The organism is Microbispora sp. NPDC046933 (assembly GCF_040644635.1).
In the GTDB taxonomy this organism is placed as follows: domain Bacteria; phylum Actinomycetota; class Actinomycetes; order Streptosporangiales; family Streptosporangiaceae; genus Microbispora.
Genome location: NZ_JBEYWW010000010.1, coordinates 110,214 through 135,037 on the forward strand (window position 1 = coordinate 110,214; position 24,824 = coordinate 135,037).

At 71.6% G+C, this 24,824-nt stretch carries 22 protein-coding genes and 1 tRNA gene; 10 read left to right on the forward strand and 13 right to left on the reverse strand.

Annotated features, from left to right (window positions below):
• Window positions 1–61: 61 nt before the first annotated feature.
• Entirely contained in the window at window positions 62–1,573 is a 1,512-nt protein-coding gene (locus ABZ857_RS15700) for a M1 family metallopeptidase (RefSeq protein ID WP_357043342.1), read from the forward strand.
• 26 nt (window positions 1,574–1,599) lie between these two features.
• On the opposite strand, the gene ilvA is transcribed toward ABZ857_RS15700, so the two are convergent.
• Genes ilvA through ABZ857_RS15715 form a run of 3 tightly spaced genes read right to left on the reverse strand, consistent with a single transcriptional unit; the run spans window position 1,600 to window position 5,013 of the window.
• Complete coding sequence (gene ilvA, locus ABZ857_RS15705; protein WP_357043344.1) at window positions 1,600–2,814, reverse strand: threonine ammonia-lyase; 1,215 nt, start codon at window positions 2,812–2,814, stop codon at window positions 1,600–1,602.
• 37 nt (window positions 2,815–2,851) lie between these two features.
• Complete coding sequence (locus ABZ857_RS15710) at window positions 2,852–3,820, reverse strand: ROK family protein (RefSeq protein ID WP_357043346.1); 969 nt, start codon at window positions 3,818–3,820, stop codon at window positions 2,852–2,854.
• Window positions 3,817–5,013, reverse strand: a complete 1,197-nt coding sequence (locus ABZ857_RS15715; RefSeq protein WP_357043348.1) for an FIST N-terminal domain-containing protein — start codon at window positions 5,011–5,013, stop codon at window positions 3,817–3,819. The genes ABZ857_RS15710 and ABZ857_RS15715 overlap by 4 nt, the downstream gene beginning before the upstream one ends.
• A gap of 161 nt (window positions 5,014–5,174) precedes the next feature.
• Here ABZ857_RS15715 and ABZ857_RS15720 point away from each other — a divergent pair, with 161 nt between their 5' ends.
• From ABZ857_RS15720 to ABZ857_RS15735, 4 genes are all read left to right on the forward strand, one after another.
• Window positions 5,175–6,584, forward strand: coding sequence for a sigma 54-interacting transcriptional regulator (locus ABZ857_RS15720; RefSeq protein ID WP_357043349.1), 1,410 nt, complete (start codon window positions 5,175–5,177; stop codon window positions 6,582–6,584).
• Between the two features lie 7 nt (window positions 6,585–6,591).
• On the forward strand, window positions 6,592–8,571 hold the full coding sequence (locus ABZ857_RS15725) for a hypothetical protein (RefSeq protein WP_357043351.1): 1,980 nt from the start codon (window positions 6,592–6,594) through the stop codon (window positions 8,569–8,571).
• A gap of 481 nt (window positions 8,572–9,052) precedes the next feature.
• Complete coding sequence (locus tag ABZ857_RS15730; protein ID WP_357043353.1) at window positions 9,053–9,484, forward strand: hypothetical protein; 432 nt, start codon at window positions 9,053–9,055, stop codon at window positions 9,482–9,484.
• A gap of 71 nt (window positions 9,485–9,555) precedes the next feature.
• Window positions 9,556–10,773 carry an MFS transporter gene (locus tag ABZ857_RS15735; protein WP_357043355.1) on the forward strand — a complete coding sequence of 406 codons (1,218 nt, stop codon included), beginning with the start codon at window positions 9,556–9,558 and terminating at the stop codon, window positions 10,771–10,773.
• A 79-nt stretch (window positions 10,774–10,852) separates the two neighbouring features.
• Here ABZ857_RS15735 and ABZ857_RS15740 read toward each other — a convergent pair whose 3' ends face one another.
• Window positions 10,853–11,992, reverse strand: a complete 1,140-nt coding sequence (locus ABZ857_RS15740) for a cystathionine gamma-synthase (protein WP_357043357.1) — start codon at window positions 11,990–11,992, stop codon at window positions 10,853–10,855.
• Window positions 11,993–12,049: 57 nt separating this feature from the next.
• A complete protein-coding gene (locus tag ABZ857_RS15745; protein ID WP_357043359.1) occupies window positions 12,050–13,420 on the reverse strand; it encodes a cystathionine beta-synthase in 1,371 nt (456 codons plus the stop codon).
• 121 nt (window positions 13,421–13,541) lie between these two features.
• Here ABZ857_RS15745 and ABZ857_RS15750 point away from each other — a divergent pair, with 121 nt between their 5' ends.
• From ABZ857_RS15750 to ABZ857_RS15760, 3 genes are all read left to right on the forward strand, one after another.
• Window positions 13,542–14,516 (forward strand): SGNH/GDSL hydrolase family protein, encoded by a 975-nt coding sequence (locus ABZ857_RS15750; protein ID WP_357043361.1) that lies wholly within the window; start codon window positions 13,542–13,544, stop codon window positions 14,514–14,516.
• A gap of 47 nt (window positions 14,517–14,563) precedes the next feature.
• Window positions 14,564–15,931, forward strand: coding sequence for a PQQ-binding-like beta-propeller repeat protein (locus ABZ857_RS15755; protein WP_357043363.1), 1,368 nt, complete (start codon window positions 14,564–14,566; stop codon window positions 15,929–15,931).
• A 139-nt stretch (window positions 15,932–16,070) separates the two neighbouring features.
• Window positions 16,071–17,288: an acetyl-CoA C-acetyltransferase gene (locus ABZ857_RS15760; protein WP_357043365.1), complete on the forward strand. Its 1,218-nt coding sequence runs from the start codon at window positions 16,071–16,073 to the stop codon at window positions 17,286–17,288.
• A 48-nt stretch (window positions 17,289–17,336) separates the two neighbouring features.
• On the opposite strand, the gene ABZ857_RS15765 is transcribed toward ABZ857_RS15760, so the two are convergent.
• The 3 genes from ABZ857_RS15765 to ABZ857_RS15775 all read right to left on the reverse strand — a co-directional run bounded on the left by ABZ857_RS15765 (window position 17,337) and on the right by ABZ857_RS15775 (window position 19,115).
• Window positions 17,337–17,747, reverse strand: a complete 411-nt coding sequence (locus ABZ857_RS15765) for a PPOX class F420-dependent oxidoreductase (protein WP_357043367.1) — start codon at window positions 17,745–17,747, stop codon at window positions 17,337–17,339.
• Window positions 17,748–17,923: 176 nt separating this feature from the next.
• Entirely contained in the window at window positions 17,924–18,142 is a 219-nt protein-coding gene (locus ABZ857_RS15770) for a DUF4287 domain-containing protein (protein WP_193204956.1), read from the reverse strand.
• 187 nt (window positions 18,143–18,329) lie between these two features.
• On the reverse strand, window positions 18,330–19,115 hold the full coding sequence (locus tag ABZ857_RS15775) for a Bax inhibitor-1/YccA family protein (protein WP_357043369.1): 786 nt from the start codon (window positions 19,113–19,115) through the stop codon (window positions 18,330–18,332).
• Window positions 19,116–19,527: 412 nt separating this feature from the next.
• On the opposite strand from ABZ857_RS15775, the gene ABZ857_RS15780 reads away from it, so the two are divergent.
• On the forward strand, window positions 19,528–21,033 hold the full coding sequence (locus tag ABZ857_RS15780) for an ATP-binding protein (RefSeq protein ID WP_357043371.1): 1,506 nt from the start codon (window positions 19,528–19,530) through the stop codon (window positions 21,031–21,033).
• A 6-nt stretch (window positions 21,034–21,039) separates the two neighbouring features.
• On the opposite strand, the gene ABZ857_RS15785 is transcribed toward ABZ857_RS15780, so the two are convergent.
• The 3 genes from ABZ857_RS15785 to ABZ857_RS15795 are packed head-to-tail and all read right to left on the reverse strand — an operon-like array spanning window position 21,040 to window position 23,688.
• Window positions 21,040–22,011 carry an asparaginase gene (locus ABZ857_RS15785; protein ID WP_357043373.1) on the reverse strand — a complete coding sequence of 324 codons (972 nt, stop codon included), beginning with the start codon at window positions 22,009–22,011 and terminating at the stop codon, window positions 21,040–21,042.
• A complete protein-coding gene (locus ABZ857_RS15790; RefSeq protein ID WP_357043375.1) occupies window positions 22,008–22,898 on the reverse strand; it encodes a Clp protease N-terminal domain-containing protein in 891 nt (296 codons plus the stop codon). Before ABZ857_RS15790 ends, ABZ857_RS15785 begins: the two co-directional genes overlap by 4 nt.
• A gap of 52 nt (window positions 22,899–22,950) precedes the next feature.
• Window positions 22,951–23,688 carry a trypsin-like serine protease gene (locus tag ABZ857_RS15795; protein ID WP_357043377.1) on the reverse strand — a complete coding sequence of 246 codons (738 nt, stop codon included), beginning with the start codon at window positions 23,686–23,688 and terminating at the stop codon, window positions 22,951–22,953.
• Between the two features lie 357 nt (window positions 23,689–24,045).
• Between ABZ857_RS15795 and ABZ857_RS15800 the strand changes: the two genes are divergently transcribed.
• A complete protein-coding gene (locus ABZ857_RS15800; protein ID WP_357043379.1) occupies window positions 24,046–24,243 on the forward strand; it encodes a hypothetical protein in 198 nt (65 codons plus the stop codon).
• A gap of 176 nt (window positions 24,244–24,419) precedes the next feature.
• On the opposite strand, the gene ABZ857_RS15805 is transcribed toward ABZ857_RS15800, so the two are convergent.
• Both ABZ857_RS15805 and ABZ857_RS15810 read right to left on the reverse strand, forming a co-directional pair.
• Complete coding sequence (locus ABZ857_RS15805) at window positions 24,420–24,551, reverse strand: hypothetical protein (protein WP_357043381.1); 132 nt, start codon at window positions 24,549–24,551, stop codon at window positions 24,420–24,422.
• A 155-nt stretch (window positions 24,552–24,706) separates the two neighbouring features.
• Window positions 24,707–24,779: transfer RNA gene (locus ABZ857_RS15810), tRNA-Leu, on the reverse strand.
• Window positions 24,780–24,824: the final 45 nt, after the last annotated feature.

Sequence of the window (24,824 nt, forward strand, 5' to 3'; positions counted from 1 at the left end):
GGAAAACGTCCGGAGTCACTACCCGGACCACACCCCCGCCTCGCGTAGAGTTGCCAAACATATGTCCACGCACCGTCTTCCTTCGTCCCCAGTGCCGCCCACGACGCCGACCGGCGTGCGGGCCGGCAGATCGGTCTCCGCCCTGATCTGTGCCCTGGCCGTCGGGGCCGTCGGGGCCACCACGGCCTGCGCGCCGTCCCAGGGCGCGGTCGTGCCGTCCCGGGCGGCGGTCGCCCCGGCGTCGCCGGGTGCGGGCGCGTCGAGGGGCACCACGGGCGCCCCGGGGATCGGCGACCCGGACTTCCCCGGCGACGGCAACGGCGGCTACGACGTCCAGCACTACGACCTGCGCCTGTCGTACGACCCGTCGTCCAGGAAGCTCGCGGGCAGCGCCACGATCCAGGCGAAGGCCGTACAGGACCTCACGTCGTTCGACCTGGACCTGCACGGGCTCACGGTGAGCCGGGTGACGGTGGACGGCGCGGCGGCCTCGTTCAGCCGCAGCCAGGACGAGCTCGTGATCGAGCCGGCCCGGCGGATCTCGGACGGCGACCGGTTCGCGGTCACGGTCGACTACTCGGGCGTGCCCGAACCGATGCGCGACTCCGCCAACCTCGGCCAGTACGGCTTCATCCCCACAGCCGACGGCGCGTTCGTCACCTGTGAGCCGAACGGCGCGAAGACCTGGTTCCCGTCGAACGACCACCCGGCGGACAAGGCGACCTACGACTTCCAGCTCACCGTTCCCGAGGGGCTGACCGCGATCGCCAACGGCGAGATGGCCGGGACGCCGCAGACCAAGGGGGGCATGACGACCTTCGTCTGGCGGGAGAAGCACCCGATGGCGAGCTACCTCGCCACGATGACGACCGGGAAGTTCCAGGTCCGCACCGGCACGAGCGACAAGGGCCTGCCGATCTACGTCGCCGTCGCCGACTCCTTCCGCGGCTCGCTCGACCAGCTCCTCACGCAGACGGGGAAGATCACCGACTACTGGTCGACCGTGTTCGGGCCGTACCCCTTCTCCTCGACGGGCGGCGTGATCGACGACTACGCGGCCGGGTACGCGCTGGAGAACCAGACCAAACCCATCTACGGCGGCTTCTCCCCCGAGCCCGCGATCATCGCGCACGAGCTCGCGCACCAGTGGTTCGGCGACAGCCTGAGCGTCGGGCGCTGGCGGGACCTGTGGCTGAACGAGGGCTTCGCGACGTACGCCGAATGGCTGTGGGCGGAGCACACCGGCCAGTACACGGCCGACTCGGCGTTCCGCCGCTACTACGCGAACGCGGGGGACGCGATGTGGGCCTACCCTCCGGGCGCGGCCCGCGCCGACGACCTGTTCAGCGACGCCGTCTACACCCGCGGCGCGATGGCGCTGCACGCGCTGCGCCGGGAGATCGGCGACGACAAGTTCTTCCCGCTGATCAGGGCGTGGACCGACGCCCACAGGTACGGCAACGTCACGACGCAGGAGTTCATGGCGCTGGCCGAGCGCGTCTCGGGCAAGAACCTCAAGGGGCTGTTCGACGCCTGGCTGTTCCAGCCCAAGCGTCCCGCTCCGGTCACCTGACCGAGGCCGATCAGCTCAGGAGAGGCTCAGGAGAACAGCAGCTTGTAGCCGTCCCGCCGCAGCGCGCTCAGCACCTCATCACAGTGCGCGGGGCCGCGGGTCTCCAGTTGCAGCAGCACCTCGGCCTCCTCCAGGTGCAGCCGCGAGCCGAACCGCTCGTGCACCACGTCGAGCACGTTGGCCCCGAGGTCGGCCAGCCGGGCCAGCAGCGCGGCCAGCGCCCCGGGACGGTCGGTCAGCCGGATGCGGAAGGCGAGGTAGCGGCCCGCCGCCGCCAGGCCGTGCCGCAGCACCCTGGCCAGCAGCAGCGGGTCGATGTTGCCGCCCGACAGCACGACGACCACCGGCGGCTCGAACGCGTGCGGCTGGTCGAGCAGCGCCGCCACCCCCGCCACCCCGGCCGGCTCCACCAGCAGCTTCGAGCGTTCGAGGCACAGCAGCAGGGCCCGCGACAGCGACTCCTCCGAGACCGTCACGACGCTGTCCACCAGGTAGTGGATCAGCTCGAACGGCAGGTCGCCCGGCCGCCCGACCGCGATGCCGTCCGCCATCGTGGACGTGGGCTCGACCATGACCGGACGGCCCGCGGCCAGCGAGTCGGGATAGGCCGCGGCCCGCTCGGCCTGCACCCCCACCACCTTGATCCCCGGACGCTGGGACTTCACCGCGAGCGCGACCCCCGCCGCGAGACCGCCGCCACCGATGGGCAGCACGATCGTGGCCGTGCCGGGAAGCTGCTCCAGGATCTCCAGGCCGACCGTGCCCTGCCCGGCGATCACGTCGGGGTGGTCGAACGGGTGGATGAACACCGCGCCGGTCCGGTCCGCGTGCTCCCTGGCCGCCCGCAGGGCCTCGTCGACCGTGTGGCCCGCGAAGATCACGTCCGCCCCGTACGCCCGGGTGGCCTCCACCTTCGGCAGCGGCGCACCCTCGGGCATGTAGACGGTCGACTTGGCCCCGACCAGCGACGAGCCCAGCGCCACGCCCTGCGCGTGGTTGCCCGCGCTGGCCGCGACGACGCCCCTGGCCCGCTCCTCCTCGCTGAGGCGCGCGATCCGCACGTACGCCCCGCGGACCTTGAACGACCCGGCCCGCTGGAGGTTCTCGCATTTCAGGTACACCGGGCCGCCGACGATCTCGGACAGCACCCGTGAGTGCAGGACGGGCGTCAGCGCCGCCACTTCCGACAGCGACTCGCGTGCGGCGACGACATCCTCGTACGTCACCTGTGGGACAGCCATGTGCCAATCATCACAGGTTCCGGGGAGCGACACGCCTTCAGAGCCCGGGCGACCAGTACCTGTCTCCGGCGATCACGAGGGCGGCGGCGCCGACGAGACCGGCGTCCTGGCCGAGCGCGGCGGGCACGACCCGCACCCGCCCGGCGAACCCCATCCGGGTGTGCTCCCGCAACGCCTCCTCCAGGGGCCCGAACAGCAGGCCGCCCGCCTGGCTGAGCCCGCCGCCGACGGTCACGAGGTCGAGGTCGCACAGGTTGACGGCCGAGGCGATCGCGATGCCCAGGGCGCGCCCGGCCCGGGCCATCGCCGCCAGCGCGATCGGGTCTCCCGCCGCCGCGTCGGCGGCCAGCCGGCGCGCGGTGGCCGTGCCCTCCTCCCGATAGAGCTCCCCTGAAGCGACCGCAGCGCCCGGGGACCAGCCCTGGGCGAGCGCCCAGGCGGCGAGGCCGGGGCCGCGGGCGATCGCCTCCAGGCAGCCGTTGCCGCCGCAGCCGCACGGCGGGCCCTCGGGGTCGACCACCACATGGCCGATGTGACCCGCGTTGCCCGTCCCTCCGTCGATGAGCCTGCCGCCGAGGATCAGCCCGCCGCCGACCCCGGTCGACACGACCATCCCCAGCATGGCCGCGCTCCCCCGCCCGGCGCCGCGCCAGTGCTCGGCGACGGCCAGGCAGATCGCGTCGTTGTGGATGCGGACGGGGACGCCGGGGAAACGCGCGGCCAGCCTCCCGCGCAGCGGGAAGCCGCGCCAGCCGCCCATGTTGAGCGGCGAGACCTCCCCCTCCGGCCAGGTCATCGGGCCGCCGCAGCCGATGCCCACGCCGGCGAGGGCGGCGGGCACGTCCAGCCGGTCGAGCAGGGCGGTCAGCGTCCGCCACAGCGTCTCGGCGTCGGCGCCCTGCGGGGTGGCGACCCGCTCGGCGGCCACCACCTGCCCGTCCGGCTCCACCAGGCCGGCCGCGAACTTCGTGCCGCCGATGTCCACGGCCAAAGTCAGGTCGCTCACACGTCCGTCCCCGAGACGGGACCAGAGGAGAAGACGAGCAGCGACGCGGTGAAGCCGTGGACGTGGTTGTGCCCGCTCACCGGCCCGACCTCGCCCGCGGCGAAGAACCCCGCCACCCCGATCGGCCCCAGCGTCTCGCGTACGGCGAGCGCGTCGTGGTCGGCCGAGCCGAACATGCCCGAGCCCCGGCCGTTGCAGGAGAACAGCAGGGCCCCCTCGACCCGGCCGGAGTGCTGCCGCAGGTGGGCGTCGAGCAGTTCGTAGAGGTCCTCGTCGGCGGCCTCGGCATCCCTGACCTGGAACCGCACCGTCCTGCCGATCTCGATCACGTCGCCGACGGCCACCGCCTCGCGTTCGGGGTCGATGCCGATGACCCCCCGGATCAGGAAGTCGCCGCGCTCGTGGCGCTCGGCGTACTCGTCCATGGCGAGGCCGATCTGTAAGCCGGCGGCGACCAGGTCGCGGTCCTCCTCGTCAAGGGCGCTGACGATGTCCTCCAGGCGCGCCAGGGCCGGCTGGCCGGCGAGCTCCAGCAGCACGTTGTCCTCGGCCCGGGTGACGACCATGGACGGCCCGATCGGCCGGCAGCCCTGGCTCACGACGGTGCCGACGTTCACGGGGCCACCGATGATCACTCCGATCGCGCCGGAGTCGTGGACCTCCCCGTTGGCGAACAGCCGTACGGAACCACGGCCCTGGAGCCCGTTGGCCAGGCCGCCGACGATCGGCAGGCTGCCCAGCACCTCGTGCGAGTGCTCGATGAACGCGTCGGTGGGGAAGCTGTAGGGGTCGGCGAGCAGGATCGCCACCCGGTCGTCGGGGACCCGCTCGGGCAGCCCCACGACCACGAACCTGTCCTCCGTCCGGAGCGTCTCCAGGGCGAAGGTGTCGATCCTGGCGCCGCCGAGGGACGCCGCCCACGCGCTCACGGCCGGGGTCAGCTCCACGCCCTGGCCGTGACCGATCACGCCGGTCGCGCTGCAGCCGATCACGTCGGCTCCGGACGCGACGGACATCGCCCGCCGTCCCGCCCTGGCCACGTCGTCGGGATCGTCCCCGCAGATGAAGAAACACACCAAGTCTGGCGGACCCGACAGACCGGCCAACGCCTGGCGTACGGCCGTCTCGGCCGCTTCCACCAGGTTGGCGCCCACGGCGAGACCGTCGGCGAAGCGGCTCGTCAATACCGCCATCGTCTCGCCCTCTCTTCCTCCGCGACTGTTTCCTTGGGCCGATTCTCCCCACTGAACGGAGGTCAACGCACGGGCCGCCCGCCGAATTGAGTCGCGCTCACGGTAACCGTCCCTGAAAACCCGCCTGCCGGATCACCTGATGGGGACGTAGGCTCGACTCCGTGCACAAATCGCCCACGCCTGCCCCCAGCACTCTGCGTGAACTGCGCGAGAGTGGACACCGATACCGTACGGTCAAGGCCGAGATCAGGGAGAACCTCCTGGCCCGGCTGCGGGCCGGCGAGACCCGGTTTCCCGGCATCGTCGGCTTCGACGACACCGTCCTGCCCCATCTGGAGAGGGCGCTGATCGCCGGTCACGACCTCGTGCTCCTCGGCGAGCGCGGCCAGGGCAAGACCCGCCTGATCCGCACCATCACCGGCCTGCTCGACGAGTGGTCGCCCGTGGTCAAGGGCTGTGAGATCAACGACCACCCGTACGCGCCGGTCTGCGTCCGCTGCCGGCGGCTGGCCGCCGCGCACGGCGACGACCTGCCGGTCACGTGGAAACACCGCGAGGACCGGTACGGCGAGAAGCTGGCCACCCCCGACACCTCGGTCGGCGACCTGATCGGCGACGTCGACCCCATCAAGATCGCCGAGGGCCGCACGCTCGGCGACCCCGAGACGGTCCACTACGGCCTGGTCCCCCGGACAAACCGGGGCGTCTTCTCCGTCAACGAGCTGCCCGACCTGGCCGAGCGCATCCAGGTGGCGCTGCTCAACGTGCTGGAGGAGCGCGACATCCAGGTCCGCGGCTACAACCTGCGGCTCCCCCTCGACATCCTGCTGATCGCCAGCGCCAACCCCGAGGACTACACCAACCGCGGCCGGATCATCACTCCGCTGAAGGACCGCTTCGGCGCGGAGATCCGCACGCACTACCCGCGTACGGTCGAGGACGAGCTGGTCCTGATCCGCCAGGAGGCCGACCTCGGCGCCCTCGGCGCGGACCTGCCCGACCACCTGGTGGAGGTGATCGCCCGGTTCACCCGCCTGGTCCGCGAGTCCACCGCCGTCGACTCCCGCTCGGGCGTGTCGGCGCGCTTCTCGATCGCCGCCGCCGAGACCGCCGCCGCCTCCGCCGTACGGCGGGCCGCGCTGACCGGGGAGGAACGGCCCGTCACGCGGGTGTGCGACCTGCCCGGTGTGGTCCACACGCTGCGCGGCAAGGTCGAGTTCGAGGTCAGCGAGGAGGGGCGGGAGATCGACGTGCTCGCCCACCTGCTGCGCCGCGCGACGGCCGAGACCTTCCGCGCCTCGCTGGGCGGGGCCGACCTCGCGCCGCTGCTCGACAGGTTCGGCGAGGGCGCGCAGGTCGAGTCGGGCGAGCTGGTGCCGGCCCACGAGCTGCTGCGCAGGATCGGCCGCGTCGAGGGCCTGGCGAAGATCATGACGCGGCTCGGCATGGGCGAGGGCGACGAGTCGCCAGGCCACGCCGCCGCTGCGCTGGAGTTCACGCTGGAGGGGCTGTACCTGATGCGCAGGCTGTCCAAGGACGAGACCGACGGCGCGACGGTGTACCGGACGTGACCCGGCCATGAGCTACTTCTACCGGGAGTACCACGACGGGCCGGATCCGCTGGCTCCGCCCTACGACGTACGTTCGGCGCTGGACGAGATGGGCGACGCCATCCTGTCCGGCTCGACACCACTAGACGCGCTGCGCGACCTGCTGAGGCGGGGGCTTCCCGGCGCCCCGGACCGCCGCGGCCTTGACGACCTGCTCCGCCAGGTGCGGCGGCGCCGCCGCGAGCTGCGGGACAACACCCGGCTCGACGGCACGCTGGAACGCGCGCGCGCGCTGCTCGACAAGGCGATCGGCCAGGAGCGGGCCGAACTCCAGCGGGGGTCCGGGGGTCGCCCCCCGGGAGAACACAGTCCTGATCCGTCCGACGACGCCCGGTTCCGGGAGGCGATGCTCGACGCGCTGCCCTCCGACACCGCCCGAGCCGTCCAGGAGCTGGCCGACTACGACTGGCGGTCGGCCGCCGCGCGGCAGACGTTCGAGGAACTGCGCGACCTGCTGCGCCGGGAGGTCCTCGACAGCCAGTTCCGCGGCATGCGCGACGCGCTGGCCAACCCCGACCCGGCCGCCATGGAGCGGGTCCGGCAGATGATGTCGGACCTCAACGACATGCTGGACCGGGACGCCCGGGGCGAGCACACCCAGGATGACTTCGACCGGTTCATGCAGGAATACGGGGACATGTTCCCCGAGAACCCGCGGAACCTGGACGAGCTGGTGGACCAGCTCGCGCGCCGCGCCGCCGCCGCGCAGCGGCTGCTCGCCTCGCTCACTCCGGAGCAGCGCGAGGAGCTGGCCGGGCTGATCAACCACACGCTGGAGCAGGCGGGCCTGGCCGACCAGATGCGGCGGCTCGGCGACGCCCTCCACGCCCGCCGTCCCGACCTCGCCTGGGGCGCCCCGGAACGGGTGTCCGGCGAGCAGCCGCTGGGCATGGGCGACGCCGTGACGGCCCTGCAGGAGCTGGCCGACCTCGGCGACCTGGAGACCGCGCTGCGCCAGGACTATCCCGGCGCCCGGCTCGACGACATCGACGAGGCCGCCATCCGGCGCGCTCTGGGCCGCTCCGCCGTGGACGACCTGGAGGCCCTTCGGCAGGTCGAGCGCGAGCTGGAGGCCCAGGGCTACCTGCGGCGCAACCGCGGCAAGCTGGAGCTCACGCCCAAGGCCGTACGCAGGCTCGGGGAGACCGCCCTGCGCCGGGTCTTCGCCTCGCTCGACTCGGGCCGCCGCGGCGACCACGACCAGCGCGACGCGGGCACGGCCGGGGAGCCGACCGGATCGACCCGTCCGTGGCGCTTCGGCGACGAGCAGCCCATCGACGTCGTGCGTACGGTCGTCAACGGCGTACGGCGGGGCGGCGGCGCGCCGGTGGCCCTGTCGGTGGACGACTTCGAGGTCGTGGAGACCGAGCGGCGCTCGGCGGCGGCCGTCTGCCTGCTGGTCGACCTGTCCTACTCCATGGCCCTGCGCGGCACCTGGGCGGCGGCCAAGCAGACCGCGCTGGCCCTCCAGGCGCTGGTGGCGTCGAAGTTCCCGCAGGACGCGGTGCAGATCATCGGGTTCTCGAACTACGCGCGGGTGTTGCGGCCCGACGAACTGGCCGGGCTCGAATGGGACATGGTCCAGGGCACCAACCTGCACCACGCCCTGCTGATCGCGGGCCGTCACCTCGACCGGCACCCGGACTTCGAGCCGGTGGTCCTGGTCGTGACCGACGGCGAGCCGACGGCGCACCTGATGCGCAACGGCGTGCCGCGGTTCGAGTGGCCGCCGTCGCAGGAGACGCTGACGTTGACGCTCGCCGAGGTCGACAAGATGACCCGGCGGCGCGCGACGATCAATGTCTTCATGCTGGCCGCCGACGACCGGCTGCGCGAGTTCGTGGACGAGGTCGCCCGGCGCAACGGCGGCCGTGTCTTCTCGGCCAGCGCCGACCGCCTCGGCGAGTACGTCGTCAGCGACTTCCTGCGCGCCCGCCGCACCCGCTGAGTGGTCGAGGGGCCCCCGATCCCGAGCAGCGGGCGGACCGGTAGACGGACGCCGCGGGGCGATTCGCCGCCTGAAATGCGGGCAGGCTAGGCACATCGACGCGATCGGGGGCGCGTTCCGAAGCCGCAGGACGGACGGAGACCGAAGAGCAGCGGGCGGCGGGCCGCGAGCGGGGAGACGGCGGCGGTCATGGCCCGGCAGATCGATAATCGATTGCCGACCGGGTTGCAATCGGCGGACGATAGACAGGCATCCCCTGTTCGCGCTGGTCGTTCCACATGCCCGTGGAAGGAGCGCTCCCATGTTCGCAGCAGTCGGCCTCATCGTCCTCATGATCCTCACCGGAGTGCTGTACGAGATGGCGGTCCACAACCGCCCCCGTCGCCGGAAGTAGTCGCTCGACGCCCCGGCGTCCGACGCGCCCGCGAAGAGCGCGTCCGGGCGACTGCGGGCCGATCAGCCCAGGCGATAGCCTCTGCCCATGTCGCCTCTCGACCATTTCCTGCTGTGGCTGCACATAGGGTTCGCGATCTTCGCGCTCGGTCCGCTCACGGCGGTCACGAGCGTCACTCCGCGCTACATCCGGGCGCGAGATGTCGCGGTGCTGCGGTATCTGCACCGCGCGACCCGGCTGTTCGGCCTGCTCACGATCGGGGTCTTCCTGTTCGGCCTGCTGCTGGGCCGCAGCGTGCTCGGCGCGCCGTACCTGTCTGTGTCGATGACGCTGTTCGTCGTGGCGGCTGTCCTGCTGGTGATCGTCGAGCGTGACCAGCGCACGGCCATCGCGGCGCTGTCCACCGAGTCCACGGAGGACGACGCCAAGGTGCAGACCGGGCGGATCGCGGCGCTGGCCGGCATCAGCGCCCTGATCTGGCTCGTCATCCTCTTCCTGATGGTCTTCTTCAACCCCTGAGAAAAGATTCCCGCTTTTCCCCGAATGTCCGGTAGAACGTCTTTGGCCTAAAACGGGGGAAAGAGGAGCGGGTGCACCTTACGACGCAACGCAGGGCGGCGTGGGCGCTGGTCGCCCTCGCCGTCGGCGCGTTCACCTACGTCACCGCCGAGGTCCTGCCCATCGGGCTGCTCACGGTCATGGCGGCCGACCTGGACCGGACGCCGTCCGAGACGGGCCTGCTGGTCACGGGCTACGCCGCGGTCGTGGTGCTCGCGTCGCTGCCGCTCACCCGGCTGACCCACCGGGTGCCGCGGCGCAGGCTGCTCACCGCCACGCTCGGCGTGTTCGTCGCGGGGATGCTGCTGACCGCCGTGGCGCCGAACTATCCGGTGCTGCTGGGCGGGCGGCTGCTGGTCGGGGCCACCCAGGCGCTGTTCTGGTCGGTCGCGACCCCGGCCGCCGCGGCGATGTTCCCACCGGAGATCCGGGGACGGGCGATTGCCCGGATGTCGATCGGCAGTTCCCTCGGGCCCCTCCTCGGCGTCCCGGCGGGCACCTGGCTCGGCCAGCAGGTCGGCTGGCGGGCCGCGTTCGCCCTGACCGCCGCCGTCGGCCTCGTCACATGCGTCACCGTGGCGGCGCTGATGCCCGGCGGCCGGCGAGCGGCGGCCGGCTCCGACGGCCACGAGCCCGGCCGCGGCGCGACCCCGGACGCCCGCCGCTACGCGCTGCTCATCGTGGCCACCGTCATCGGCGTGGGCGGCTACCTGACCGCCTACACCTACATCACGCCGTTCCTGCTGCAGTTCGGCGGCTTCTCCCCGGCCGCGCTCAGCCCGCTGCTCCTCGCGTCGGGGATCTCCGGGGTCGCGGGGACGATCGTGGTCGGCCGGCTGCTCGACAGCCGGCCCAGGACGGCCCTCGTCGGGCCCTTGGCCCTCATCACCTGCGCGCTGCTCACCCTGTACGCCTTCGGCGCCGTGCACCCGGTGGCGGTGGTGGCCCTCTGCGTGACGGGCATGTCGTTCAGCGCGCTGGCGGCGGCCATCGCGAGCCGCGCGATACAGGTGGCCCCGGGCAGTACCGACATCGCCTCGGCCGGCAGCGGCTCGGCCTTCAATATCGGCATCGCGGGCGGGTCGCTGCTCGGCGGTGCGCTCATCGACCACTCGGGCGTCAGAAGCGTGACCGCGGCGGGCGCCGCCCTGACCGCCGCGGCGCTCGCCGTCCTGCTGTGCGAACGGTGGCTGGCTCCCGCCCGCGCCTCCGCGCCGGAGCGTACGGCCCCGGCGCGGAGCGCCCGTTAGAGAGCAGCGCGGAGCGCCGGCTAGAGAGCAGCGCGGAGCGCCCGCTAGAGAGCAGCCCGAAGCGGCCGCCGGAGAGTCGTCAGCCGAGGGCCTCGGAGAGGTCGGCGAGCAGGTCGTCGACGGTCTCGATGCCGACCGACAGACGGACCAGGTCGGCGGGGACCTCCAGCGGCGACCCGGCGGCCGACGCGTGGGTCATCCGGCCGGGGTGCTCGATGAGCGACTCGACGCCGCCGAGCGACTCCCCGAGCGTGAACAGCCTGGCCCGGTTGCAGATCTCGACGGCCGCCTCCTCGCCGCCCTCGACGCGGAACGACACCATCCCGCCGAAGCGCCGCATCTGCTTGGCCGCGACCTCGTGACCGGGGTGCTCGGGCAGGCCCGGGTAGAGGACCTGGACGACCTTCGGGTGCGACAGCAGCAGGTCGACCACGCGCTCGGCGTTGTCGCAGTGCCGGTCCATGCGCACGCCCAGCGTCTTGAGGCCGCGCAGCGTGAGCCAGGAGTCGAACGGCCCGGCCACCGCGCCCATCGCGTTCTGGTGGTAGGCCAGCCGCTCGCCGAGGTCCGCCGACCGCGTCACCAGCGCCCCGCCGACCACGTCGGAGTGGCCGCCGACGTACTTGGTCGTCGAGTGGACCACGACGTCCGCGCCCAGGCTGAGCGGCTGCTGCAGGTATGGCGAGGCGAAGGTGTTGTCCACCACGAGCACCGCGCCCCCGTCGTGGGCGACGTCCGCCAGCGCGGCGATGTCCGCCACGTTCAGCAGGGGGTTCGTGGGCGTCTCCACCCAGATCGCCCGCGTTTCCGGCCGTACGGCGGCGCGCACCGCGTCCAGGTCGCCGAGCGGCACGGGGTCGAAGGAGACCCCCCACGGCTCGAGCACCCGGGAGAACAGCCGGTAGGTCCCGCCGTACGCGTCGTCGGGGATCACCACGTGGTCGCCTGGCTTGCAGACGGTGCGCAGCAGCGTGTCCTCGGCGGCCAGGCCCGACGCGAAGGCCAGCCCGCGCACGCCCCCCTCGACGGCGGCCAGCGCCTCCTCAAGGGCGGTCCTGGTCGGGTTGGCCGACCGGCTGTATTCGTATCCCGCCCGCAGACCGCCCACGCCGTCCTGCTTGTAGGTGGAAACGGCGTATATGGGAGGAACGACGGCGCCCGTGTGCGGGTCCGCCTCCTGGCCCGCGTGGATGGCCAGCGTCTCGAAACCTTGGTTCATGGGGTCGAGCGTAGCCGCCCGGCCCGCCTGTTCCCGGCGGGCGCGTCGGCCGCCGACCTAGTGGTTGGCGAGGAAGGCCAGCAGGTCCTGGCGGGTGACCATGCCCACCGGCTTGCCGTCGTCGAGGACCACTGCGGCGTCGGCCTTCTCGAGCGCCTCGACGGCCCGGGCCACCGGCTCACCGGAGCCGATCATGGGCAGCGGCGCGGACATGTGACCGCCGATCTCGTCCTCGGACCGCACCCGGCCGCGGTAGAGGCCCTCCAGCAGGTCGCGCTCCACGATCGAGCCGATGACCTCGGCCGCCATGACCGGCGGCTCCTCCTTCATGACCGGAAGCTGCGAGACGTTGTACTCCCGCATGATCGAGATCGCGGTGCCGACCGACTCGTGCGGGTGGACGTGGACGAACTCGGGCAGCCCCGGCGTCTTGCGCCCCAGCACGTCGCCGACCAGGCCCTCCTCGCTCGATGTGGTGAGGAAGCCGTAGTCGGCCATCCACTCGTCATTGAAGATCTTCGACAGGTAGCCGCGGCCGCCGTCCGGCAGCAGCACGACCACGACGTCGTCCGGCCCGGCCGTCTGGGCCACCCGTACGGCCGCCACCACCGCCATGCCGCAGGAGCCGCCGACGAGCAGCGCCTCCTCGCGGGCGAGCCTGCGGGTCATGCCGAAGGAGTCCTTGTCGGAGACCGCGATGATCTCGTCGCAGATCGTGGTGTCGTACGTCGCGGGCCAGATGTCCTCGCCCACGCCCTCGACCAGGTACGGACGGCCGGTGCCGCCGGAGTAGACCGAGCCCACGGGGTCGGCGCCGATCACCTTCACCCGGCCGCCGGAGACCTCCTTGAGGTACTTCCCGGTCCCGCTGATCGTCCCGCCGGTGCCGATACCGGCGACGAAGTGCGTGATCCTGCCCTCGGTCTGCTCCCAGATCTCCGGCCCGGTGGAGTGGTAGTGGCTCTCCGGGTTCTCGGGATTGGAGTACTGGTCGGGCTTCCAGGCGTTCGGGATCTCGCGGGCCAGCCGGTCCGACACCGAGTAGTACGAGTCGGGGTGGTCGGGCGAGACGGCGGTCGGGCAGACGACGACCTCCGCGCCGTACGCCCTGAGCACGTTGATCTTGTCCTGCGCGACCTTGTCCGGGCAGACGAACAGGCAGCGGTAGCCCTTCTCCTGCGCCACGATGGCCAGGCCCACGCCGGTGTTGCCGGAGGTCGGCTCGACGATCGTGCCGCCGGGCTTGAGCTCGCCGCTCCGCTCGGCCGCCTCGATCATCCGCACCGCGATGCGGTCCTTCACCGAGCCGCCGGGGTTGAAGTACTCCACCTTGGCCAGGACCTGGGCGGGCGCGCCCGCCGTGACCTTGCGCAGCCGGACGAGCGGGGTGTTGCCCATCAGCTCCACCAGCGAGTCGTGTACGCGCACCGCGATGACCACCTTGTTTGCCGAAGCTTGTCAGCCTGCCGTCAGCCGGGATTCCGATAGGGGTGGCCGGAACTCGGCTAGTTTCTTACTTCAAACCGTACCGTGAGCGTGAGGAGGGCGGGTGATCTGGACGTCCGGCGCGGTGCGCGCCGCGCGGCGCATCGCCACCGCCGCCGCCCTGGGCGGAGGCGGGCTCACGGCCCTGGGAGCGGTCACGTACGGCCTGCTGATGGCCGAGGCCATGGTGGCGCGCCGGATCGTGGGGCAGCCGCACGGCCTCGACGGCCCGGAATCCGACGGCGTGTACGGCGCCTACCCCGGGGAGCCCATCCGGATGGCCGTCCTCGGCGACTCGACCTCCGTCGGCCTCGGCATGACCCGCCCCGAGGACACCCCGGCCGTCCGCATCGCGTACGGGCTCGCGGCGGTGGCGGAGCGCCCGGTGCGTCTCACCGTGGTCGGCCAGTCGGGCGCGGCGTCGGTGGACCTCGGCGTCCAGGTGGACCGCGCGCTGGAGGCCCGCCCGGAGATCGCGGTCGTCTTCGTGGGAGCGAACGACGTGACCACGGCCACCCTGCCCGCCCGGGCCGTACGGCACCTGCAGAAGGCGGTGCGCCGGTTGCGCGAGGCCGGTGCGGAGGTGGTCGTGGGGACCTGTCCCGACCTGGGCACCGTGCGCCCGATCGCGCAGCCGCTCCGGTGGGTCACCCGGCGCTGGTCGCGGCAGCTCGCCGCGGCCCAGACGGTCGCCGTGGTCGAGGCGGGCGGCCGGACGGTGGCGTTCGCCGACCTGCTCGGACCGGAGTTCGACGCGAACCCGGCCGAGATGTTCGGACCTGATCGTTTTCATCCATCTGCCCGAGGTTACCTACAAGCCGCGTACGCAGTGCTACCGTCTGTATGCGCCGCGTTGGGGTTGTGGCCCGAGCCGGAACCCGTGCGCGTCGAAGGATCGCAATACCTCTTGGCCGCAATGGCCGTGGAGGAACCCGGCACCGAGGTCACCGCGACCCGAGTCGCCGGCCGGGCATTCGGCCCCCACGGACGGTGGGCGGCGCTGCTCCGCCGGAGACCCGGGCCGCTTCCGAACGCCTAGAGCCGGTTACCTCCTGCGGCCGGGCCATCACCCCCTGTAGGAGCGAAATGATCCGGCCCCAGCTGAACCACGTGAAACCCGCTCTGGCGCTCGCCGCGACCGCCCTGCTGACCGGAGGCGCCCTCACCGGCTGCTCCGGCGGCGACGAGGCCGCCAAGGACTACCCGGCCTGGCAGAACACGCAGGTGAACGCGGTCAGCCGGGCCACCACGGGAGGCGGCGTCGCGGCCACCACCTCCATGCGGCCCGACGGCTCCCTGGAGACCGTCGCTCTCGACCTCGCCACCGGCCGCCGCCTGTGGGCGCACCCCGCGACGATGGTGGGGCGGCTCCCCGGCATGGGGGTGCAGGCTCCGGCGACCGTGGAGACCGGCGGCGGTCAGGCCGTGGTGATCGCACTCGACCCCGCCGCCGGCGGCCGCAAGGGCGCCACGCTGGTGGCCAGGGACGCCCGCACCGGGCAGCAGAAGTGGGCCAGGCCCGTGCGGTCCACCTTCGGGCCGCAGCGCTGCGGGCCGTACGTCTGCGTCTCCGAGGACACCGCGCTCTCGTCCGCCCGCGTCGTGGTCCTCGACCCCCGCGACGGCGCGGTGAAGTGGCGCCTGGCCGGCATCGCGGAGGTCGAGTGGTCCGACTCGTCCAAGGTCGTCCTGCTCAGGCTCGCCTCCCACCCGGTGCTGGAGGCCCGCGCGATCAAGGACGGCAAGACCGTCTGGCAGCTGCCGATCGAGCAGGCCCTCGGCCCCGACGTGGACCTCAGCGGGGGCTGGGCCTTCGGCGCGACGGGCGACAAGATCATCGGGTACGTCGCGCCGTACACCAACCCGGAGACCAAGGAGACCTCGACGTTCGGCCTGTTCTCCGCGCGCCTCGCCGACGGCGCCGTCGACTGGATGCGGCCGTCCGTCGTCCGCGTCTACCCCAGCGGCAACCCCGCGTACGCGCCGGTGGTCCGGCCGGTCGACGAGCAGGGCCAGTACGGCGGGTTCGCCCGGCTCGACGCCGAGACCGGACGGGTCCTGGGGCAGATCACGCCCACCCAGGTCCCCGGGTCGGGCTGGTGGCTGGCCTTCCCGCCCGAGATGAACAAGCTCGGCTTCCTGAAGCGCGACGCGGCGGGCTCGGTCTTCGATCTCAGCACCGGCGAGCCGACCCCGGTGAGCGGCGCGACCGGCTGGTCGTTCTGCGTGACCGACCCCAAGCCGCTGCCGCTGCGCGGCATGATCCCGGGCTTCTACTCGATCGCGGCGCTGTGCGAGTTCGACCTGGCCACCGGCAAGCGCAAGGACTCCTCCTCGGCGCCGCCCTCCTGGTTCACCGGCAGCCAGAACGGCTGGCGCCTGTGGCGCGACGAGAAGGGCGGCCTCCACGCCGTCAACGACGGCACCGCCACCACCCCCGGCATGTACGGCTGATTGACCGACTTGTGCAGTAGTACAAAATTCTGGTGAGTGGGGCCCGGGGCGTGGCGGGCGGCGTACCGAGGGGTAACCTCCGGGGAGGAGGCCCCCCGAACCCTGGGTGGAGGGGCACGAGATCAGGCAGGAGAGTCACATGCCCGAGGCAGTCATCGTGGCGACCACGCGGTCGCCGATCGGCCGCGCCTTCAAGGGGTCACTCAAGGACATCCGCCCGGACGACCTGACCGTGCAGATGGTCCGCGCCGCGCTGGCGAAGGTGCCGCAGCTCGACCCGAACGACGTTGACGACCTCATGCTGGGCTGCGGGCTCCCCGGCGGCGAGCAGGGCCACAACCTGGGACGTGTGGTCGCGGTGATGCTCGGGCTCGACAACGTGCCGGGCACCACCGTGACCCGCTACTGCTCCTCCTCCCTGCAGACGACCCGGATGGCGTTCCACGCCATCAAGGCCGGCGAGGGCGACGTGTTCATCTCGGCGGGTGTCGAGACCGTCTCCCGCTTCGCCAACGGCAGCTCCGACATGCCCCAGGCGCAGAACCCGCTGTTCGACGAGGCGAAGTCGCGGACGGAGGAGGCCGCGAAGGGCGGTGCGCCGGTGTGGCACGACCCGCGCGAGGACGGCGCGCTGCCGGACGTCTACATCGCCATGGGCCAGACGGCCGAGAACGTCGCGGCCCTGAAGGGCGTCTCGCGGCGCGAGCAGGACGAGTTCGGCGTGCGCTCGCAGAACCTCGCCGAGAAGGCCATGGCCAACGGCTTCTGGGAGAGCGACATCACCCCGGTGACGCTCCCCGACGGCAGCGTGGTGAGCAAGGACGACGGCCCCAGGGCCGGCACGACGTACGAGGCGGTCTCGCAGCTCAAGCCGGTCTTCCGGCCGGACGGCACGGTGACCGCGGGCAACTGCTGCCCGCTGAACGACGGCGCCGCCGCGGTGATCGTCATGAGCGACACCAAGGCCGCCGAGCTGGGCATCACGCCGCTCGCCCGGATCGTGTCGACCGGCGTCACCGGCCTGTCCCCCGAGATCATGGGGCTGGGCCCGATCGAGGCGTCGCGGCAGGCCCTCGCCCGCGCGGGCATGTCGATCGGCGACGTCGACCTGGTCGAGATCAACGAGGCGTTCGCGGCCCAGGTGATCCCCTCCTACCAGGAGCTGGGCATCGACATCGAGCGGCTCAACGTGAACGGTGGCGCGATCGCGGTGGGCCACCCGTTCGGCATGACCGGCGCCCGCATCACCTCCACCCTGGTCAACAGCCTCCGGTTCCACGACAAGTCGATCGGGCTGGAGACGATGTGCGTCGGCGGCGGCCAGGGCATGGCGATGGTACTGGAGCGGCTGTCCTGAGCGATGGGATTCACGCCGGTCCCGGCCAGCGCCGGGACCGGCGGGGGCTCAGCCGTGGTAGTCGGGGCCCGCGCGCGTCGGCTCTACCCGGATGATCACTCGCTTGTCCCGGATCATGGCGGCGCGGTAGTCGTCCCAGTCCGGATGCTCGCCGCTGATGTCGCGGTAGTACTGCACCAGGTGCTCCATCGCGTCCGGCAGCGAGATCACGTGGGCGACGCCCTCGATCTGCATCCACTCGCCGTAGAAGGCGTCGGTCATCACGGTGAGGACGACCTGGGGGCTCTCCCGGAGGTTGCGGGTCTTGACGGCCGTCTCGCGGCTGCTGATCACGATGTAGCCGTCCTTGTCGCAGCCGACGGTCACCGGGGAGGTCTGCGGCCGCCCGTCCGGATAGCGGGTCAGCATGACCGCTCGGTGGTTGTTCCTGACGAACTCACGCGCCTTGTCGAGATCCATAGAACAATGATGCGCCCGCACCGGACCGGTGCGGGCGCGTCGGTTCTGCTTCAGGACGCCACTCAGGACCGCGGCAACGTGTTGCTCGTGAGTCGCTGCTCGTGCGTGCTGGTTGTGCCTGCTGTGTTGTGCCTGCTGTGTGCGCGGGACGTCACTGCTCCCTCCCGCGCTCCGGTCTAGAAGCGACGGCGCCGTTCGTGCTCGAGGACGATCGCGGCGGCGTAGCCGTGGCTCAGCCCGTGCTCGTCGGCGAGCCAGTTGGCCCGCTCTTCACAGCGTAGGAACGACGGGCCGTTGTCGATGGCTTCGAACCACTCTGGGAGTTCGCGCCCGGTTATGGACGGGACACGGGCGATCAGCTTGTTCTGGGTCTCCGGTGAGTGGTTCAACGACATGGGCACCTCCACGGAAAAGGCTGCTTTGTGTCACAGTGCATCACCGGTCCGCGCTTGACAAGCCCTCAGTGGCATTGATTTGTTACAAGATGTTGATCGAAAGTTACGGTGCCGATCGCCGGATCCTGATATAGCGCGACAAAGGGGCGCCGCTCCCGGAGGAACGGCGCCCCTTCGACTCGTACGGCTAGTCGTTGTTCGTGAAGTAGCTGATGAAGCGGAGGATCTCCAGGTAGAGCCAGACGAGGCTCAGGGTCAGGCCGAACGCCATCAGCCACGAGTAGCGCTCCGGCACGCCGGCCCGCACCCCCTGCTCGATCTCGCTGAAGTCGAGCAGCAGGAAGAAGCAGCCGAGCAGGATCATGCCGATGCTGAAGATCCAGCCGATGGGGCTGTCGGTGCGCAGGCCGAAACCACCCGGAAGGAAGAGGCCCCCGATCCAGTTGACCAGCATCAGGCCGACCGCGCCGAGCGACGCGGCCACCACGAACTTGGCGAACTTCGGCGTCGGACGGAAGATCCTCAGCGCGTACACCGCCAGCGTGCCGCCGAAGGCCACCATCGTGCCGAGCACGGCTTGCAGGACGATGCCGTCAGTGGCTTCGTTGTACATGTGGCTCAGCACGCCGATGGCGACGCCGTAACTCACGGAGTAGCCGAGGATCAGCGCGGGGTTCGTGCTCTGCTTGAACGACACGATGAGCCCGAGGATCAGGCCCACGATCATCGCCGGCGCCGCCAGCCCCCAGCCGAGGTCGAGGTACCAGGCCAGGGCCGCCGACACGACGAGCGTGCCGAGGGTCATGAAGCCGCGCACCACGACGTCGTCGATCGTCATGGTCCGCGCTCCCGGGGGAGCGTACGAGGGTGCGGCGTACATCTGGTCCAGCTGCTGCACGCTGGGCGTCGGACCGGCCCACGCCTGCTGACCAGTCGCCCCGCGCCGACTGAATATGGGGTTCTTACTCTCCATTCGCTTCCTCCAGGACGCGACTCACTGATCAGCCGCTGCGCGGCCTAGTGGGGATGGTGCCCGAGGAGTGGTGCCCCTACAAGGGGGAGCGCCACTCCACCACAGTGGCAACGATCAGGTTTCCGGGTGAGTTCCCGCCGTCGCCCACGGAAAACAACGGCCGACGCCGACAGCAGGACCAACTTGAACAATTCCTTTACTTGAGTTCTTCAAGTCTAGTGCTAACGTGGTACGCAGCCGAGAAGTAGCGGCCTGACCAGGCAGAACGCATCAACGACCACTCCGCCTGCCGTTGCGAGCCTCATCCCGAAATCAGACAGGCACGGCAAGCCGTTTGGACGGCCGTCACAGCCAGAGGGCGGGCCGCCCGCCGCCAGTGCCGCAGGGGAATGTCATCGCGAGGAGGACGGCGATGAACGTCAGCGGCCCACCGTTACTGCGAGGGCTCCGGCCTGACTCCATCCGAGGACGCATCACCGTCCTCGTCACGGCGCTCGCCACCCTGCTGCTGATCCCCACCGGGATCCTGGGCAGCATCCTGGCCCGGCAGGCGTTCTCCACCGCGGTCTGGCTCGACGCGCGGCAGGAGGCCGCGCTGACGGCAGCCGCGTGGCGCACGGGCCACTTCCGGCGCGTCATCACCCCGCAGGTGGCCGGGATCGACCTGGTTCAGGTGGTGGCTCCGGATCGGCGGGTGCTCGCCGCGTCACCCGCCGCCCGGGGGATGCCCCCGCTGAGCTCCTTCTGGCCGTCACAGCAGGATCCGATGCAGGACCTGCAGGCATGTACGCACGACGGGATCGGCTGCCTGCGCCTGGCGGCGCTGCGGGTGATGCCGGGGCGCGACTCCCCCGTCGTGTACGCAGGACGCCCCATCGACGGCTTCACGCCCGTCGCGATGTTCGACCTGCTCTTCACCGCGGAGGTCGCCGTGCTCGTGCTGCTCACCGCCTGGGCCACCTGGAAGGTGGCCGGACGCACCCTGCGCCCCGTCGAGGCCATTCGCAGCGACCTGGCCGCCGTCAATGTGAACGACCTGGACACGCGGGTGCCCGTACCGGCCGGGGACGACGAGATCGCGCGGCTCGCCCGCACCGTGAACAGCACGCTCGCCCGCATCGAGCAGGCGAAGCTCACCACCGAGCGGGCGCTGCGGCGGCAGCGCGAGTTCGCCGCGGACGCCTCCCACGAGCTGCGCACTCCCCTCGCCGGCCTGCGCACGCAGCTGGAGGAGGCGCAGCTTCACCCCGACGAGACAGATCTGCGGTCTCTGCTCAGGGACGCGCTGCTCGACGTGGAGCGGCTGGAGGCGATCATCGACGACCTGCTCCTGCTGGCGAGGGTGGGGGCGACGGCGCCGGACCGCAAGCCCGTGGACGTGTCGGCGCTGGTCAGGGATGAGGTCACCCGCCGGACCGACCGGATACCCGTGCGCCTGCGGCTGGAGAACGGGGTCAGGATGCACGCCGCGCCCCGCCACCTCGCCCGGCTGCTGACCAACCTGCTCGACAACGCGCAGCGGCACGCCCGGAGCGTGGTCGAGATCGGGCTCCGGCGCGACGGCGGCTTCGTCGAGCTGTGGGTCGGCGACGACGGCCCCGGCGTCCCGCTGTGCGAACGGGAGCGGATCTTCGAGCGGTTCGCCAGGTCGGACACGGCGCGCAGCCGGGGCCGCGGCGGCACCGGGCTCGGCCTGGCCATCGCCCGCGACATCGCCCGCGCCCACTGCGGCACGCTGATGGCGGGCGAGTCGCCGTACGGCGGCGCCGTGTTCGTGCTGTGCCTGCCGGTCTCCGGCTGCCCGCCGAACACCGACGCCGGGACCTCGCAGGCCGCGGTCCGCCGCGCCGCCGACCCGTACGCCGAGCCGTCGCAGACGGAGAACGTCCCGGCGCCGACGAACGAGGGGCGCACCTGACGGCGGTCAGAGACGGGCGAACCAGTCCCGGACGGCCCGCCGCCCGCCCCCGCCGAGCGCCACCATCAGGGCGTACCTGGCCTTCACCGGAGTCAGCCCGCGCGCCCCGATGGCGCCGACCTTCGCGGCCAGCGCCGGGCCGAGCGGCAGGTCCTCCAGCGCGACCGGCCGGGTGCGGCACCGCGAGGCGACCACCACGGGGATGTCCCACTCCGCCAGCTCGCTGATGGTCGCGTACAGGGTGATCGGGATGTTCCCTGCGCCGGTGCCCTCCAGCACGACGCCCCTGGCCCCGGCGTCCACGACGGCCGTGAGGAGCACGGGGTCGATCTCCGGGTACGTCTTGATCAGCGCGACGTGCGTCTCCGGCTCTCCCGGAGCGGCCGGAGGGCGCGGCGGCGGCGGCGCCGTCATCTCCGCCCGGCCGTCCACCACCCGGCCGAGGATCGGCGCCGGAGCGGAGGAGACGGCCGCCACGCCCGTCGCGTCGGCCATCGTGGCCCAGCGGGCCGCGTGCAGTTCGTCGTTCACGCAGACCACCGCCCCGGCGCCGCGAAGAGCCGGGTCGGCCGCGGCGACCAGGGACGACGCAAGGTTGCGCGGGCCGTCGCTCGACAACTCGTCCAGCCCGCGCACGGCGCCGGTCAGGACGATTCCGCCGCGTGATGCGGCGGGCCCGGAGAGCAGGTCGGTGAGAAAGGCCGTCTCCTCGATCGTGTCCAGGCCGTGGGTGACGACAACGCCGTCGAACCCCTCGTCGAGCAGGGCCGTACGGGCACGCCGGGCCAGCCGCAGCATGGTGGAGGGCGAGGTGTCCCAGCTCGGCTCGGCCTGGACGTCCTCGGTCACCACCTCCACGCCGAGGTCGTCCGGTATGGCCGCCAGCAGGTCGGCGGCCGTCGCGAGCCCCGGGCGGCCGGTGTGACGGGCGTACGCCATGACGTCGCCCGTCGCGACGAGCAGGACGCGTCCGGTCACGACGCGTCGTCCTCGGCGAGTTCGGCGACTCCGGCGTGCCGCTCCAGCCGCTCGATCCGCCGCAGGAGCGGAGCGATCTCCTGACGGACGACCGCCGCCACGGCCTGCACGGCGCTCTGGGAGGCGGCCTGAGGGGCGGCCTGGGAGGCCGTCTGGGAGGCCGCCTGGGAGGTGGTGGCGTCCTGCCCCTGGGCCCGGAGGTGGACGTAGCCGGCGAGCGCCGCGGAGACCGCTCGCCGTGTGAGGCGGGGCTCGGCGCCCCGCGCCCGCAGCACCTGCCCGGCGATCCCGTCGGGCTCCGCGACCAGGCCGAGCAGCAGGTGTTCGCACCCGATGTAGTTGTGCCCCAGCGAATGGGCCTCGGTGACCGCCAGTTCGAGGGCGTTGGCCGCGGCCGCGTGGAACCGGCTCGGACCGTCCTTCCGCGCTCCCTCGTCCCCGGTCCGTTCCGCGTCCCCGATCCGTTCCGCGTCCCCGGTCCGTTCCGCGTCGGCGGTCCGTTCCGCGTCGGCGGGTACGGACGGACGGCGGCTCGCGAGGTCGCGTTCGAGCAGGGCGGGCTCGATCTCCATGGCTCGCAGGACGTGCAGGGCGAGGTTCTGCCCCTCGGCCAGCATCGCGGCGAGCAGGTGCTCGGTGCCGATGCCGGAGGCGTCCTCAGCCCGGGCCCGTTCCAGCGCCAGCCGGAAGACGGCGCGGGTCCTGGGCGTGAAGTGCGACAGCCGGGGATCGTCGATCTCGAAGTCGCCGAGGATGCTCTCGCGGATGGCGGCCACCCGGCGGACCGCCTGCTCCAGCGCCCGCTGGCAGATCGCGGACACCGGGAGGGCCGCCTCCTTGACCGCCTCGGCGAGATCGTCCGGCAGATACACGTTGATCTTGGGCATGCCCCATTAGTACCCCCAATGGGGTTACGCGTCTACCCCCAATCTCGCGGCGTCAGGGAAGCGTGACGTAGTCGCCGAGGAACTCCCGGACGGAGGCGGTGTCCAGGCGGTAGTCGACGTTGGTCGACTGACAGGCGTCGTCCTTTCCGCTGATCGTCGTCGCCACGAGCAGGTTCGAGTCGGGGCCTCCGAGGTAGTTGGGGCCGCCCGAGTCGCCGTAGCAGGTTCCGCCCTCGCCGCGGGAGGAGTTCGGCGACAGTTCGAGCCACTTGCCGCTGAGGTGCTTGAAGGAGATGGACGTCTGGCTGCGCGTGTCGGTGTAGTGGTACCGCCATCCGTGCCGCTTCTTCGTGGGGTCCACGGAGCCGTAACCGACCGGGGTGAACCGCGCGGTCTGCAGGCTGCCGTCGGCCTTGAGCTGATCGAGCAGGCCCAGCGGAGGCAGCTTGGCCGGCGCGATGCCGGTGACGGGCTCGGAGAAGACGACGACCGCCATGTCGTGGACATCGCTCTCGCCCGTGTATCTCGGATCGGGCACATAGCGACCGGTGTAGAGCTTTGCCCCGGGCTGATAGCGGCCGGCGAAGGAGACCCGTGCGGTCTTCTGCTCCTCATGCCCGCAGTGGGCTGCCGTGAGGAAGACGGTCGGGGAGATGAGGGTGCCGGTGCAGTACGCCCACGTGCCGTCGCTTTCCGGCGTGTCGCCGATGAGGGCGCCAACCTCCGGGTGACCGGTCTTATCGACCGAGCCGTGGGTGATGGCCGACGCGGGCGAGGCGATACCTGCCATCAAACCCGCAAGAATCATGACAAAAGGGACGAAACGCATGCACGAATGTATCCGAGCATGGGTTCCGTATGACAAACCAGACGAAAAGATCTACCGACCGGCCGCCGAACTTCCCGCATCAATGTCCGTCATCGGCGGATGAGCCGGCCGGTGACCGCTCGGCCGGCCCGCCGGCACCCGGACACACCGCGGGAGGCGCTCGCCACAGACTCGCCGTACAAGCGGCGACCGCCCCTCCAGCCCAAGGAGGAGCGGCCATGGTGATGCGGCCCGGGTCGCCTACCCCGGCATCCGGCCGTGGTGATCCCAACCGCAGTGGTCCGGACCGTGGTGGTCCCAACCCCGGTGATCCCGACCATGGCGATCCCAGCCATGGCGATGGGGACCAGGGTGATCGCAGCCGCAGTGATCACGACCGTGGTGATGCGGGCCGTGCCCGTCGTCCTGCGGCGAGGCCGCCACCGCCGCAGCCGCGAGACCGGAGACCGCCGAGGGCGAAGCCAGGGCGCCCTGAGCCGGCCACAGCACGAGCGCGCCGAGAAGGGCCGCACCTAAAATGCCGCATCGTTTCCCGTACATGTGATTCCTTCCGGCCGAGCCCCTACAGCGCCCACGCCAGCATCCGGAAGCATCTCGAATCGGACACACGAGACCATTCCCCGTCTATGCGGTCATAGGTGCACCAGTCGTCAAATTGGCATCTCGAGTTGCCCCCGCAACTCCAAAGACACTCAGCCGGCCGAGCCATCCTCGTAGTGCTCGTGCTCCTGGTGCGCCGTGGTGAAGCGGCCGATGAGCTCAGCCGTCGAGCGTTCCGGCAGCGCATCGCCGACGTGCTGGGCGAGGAGCGAAGTTGCAGGCACACGCACGGCACACGCCGCACGGCACACAACGGGCACATGCACGGGCACAGCTTCCCGTGGACGCTCGCCTCCAGCCGTGAACAACCGGATGGCCACGATGGGCCCGTGACCACGCTCCCCCAGGTCACGGGCTGATTGGTCGAGGCGGCGCACAGTGCCCCCGGTGGGACTCGAACCCACACCACAGCCCTTTTAAGGGGCTTGCCTCTGCCATTGGGCTACGGGGGCGCCGCGATCATATGTCACGGATCACTCCTCTGTAAGCAAGTTACG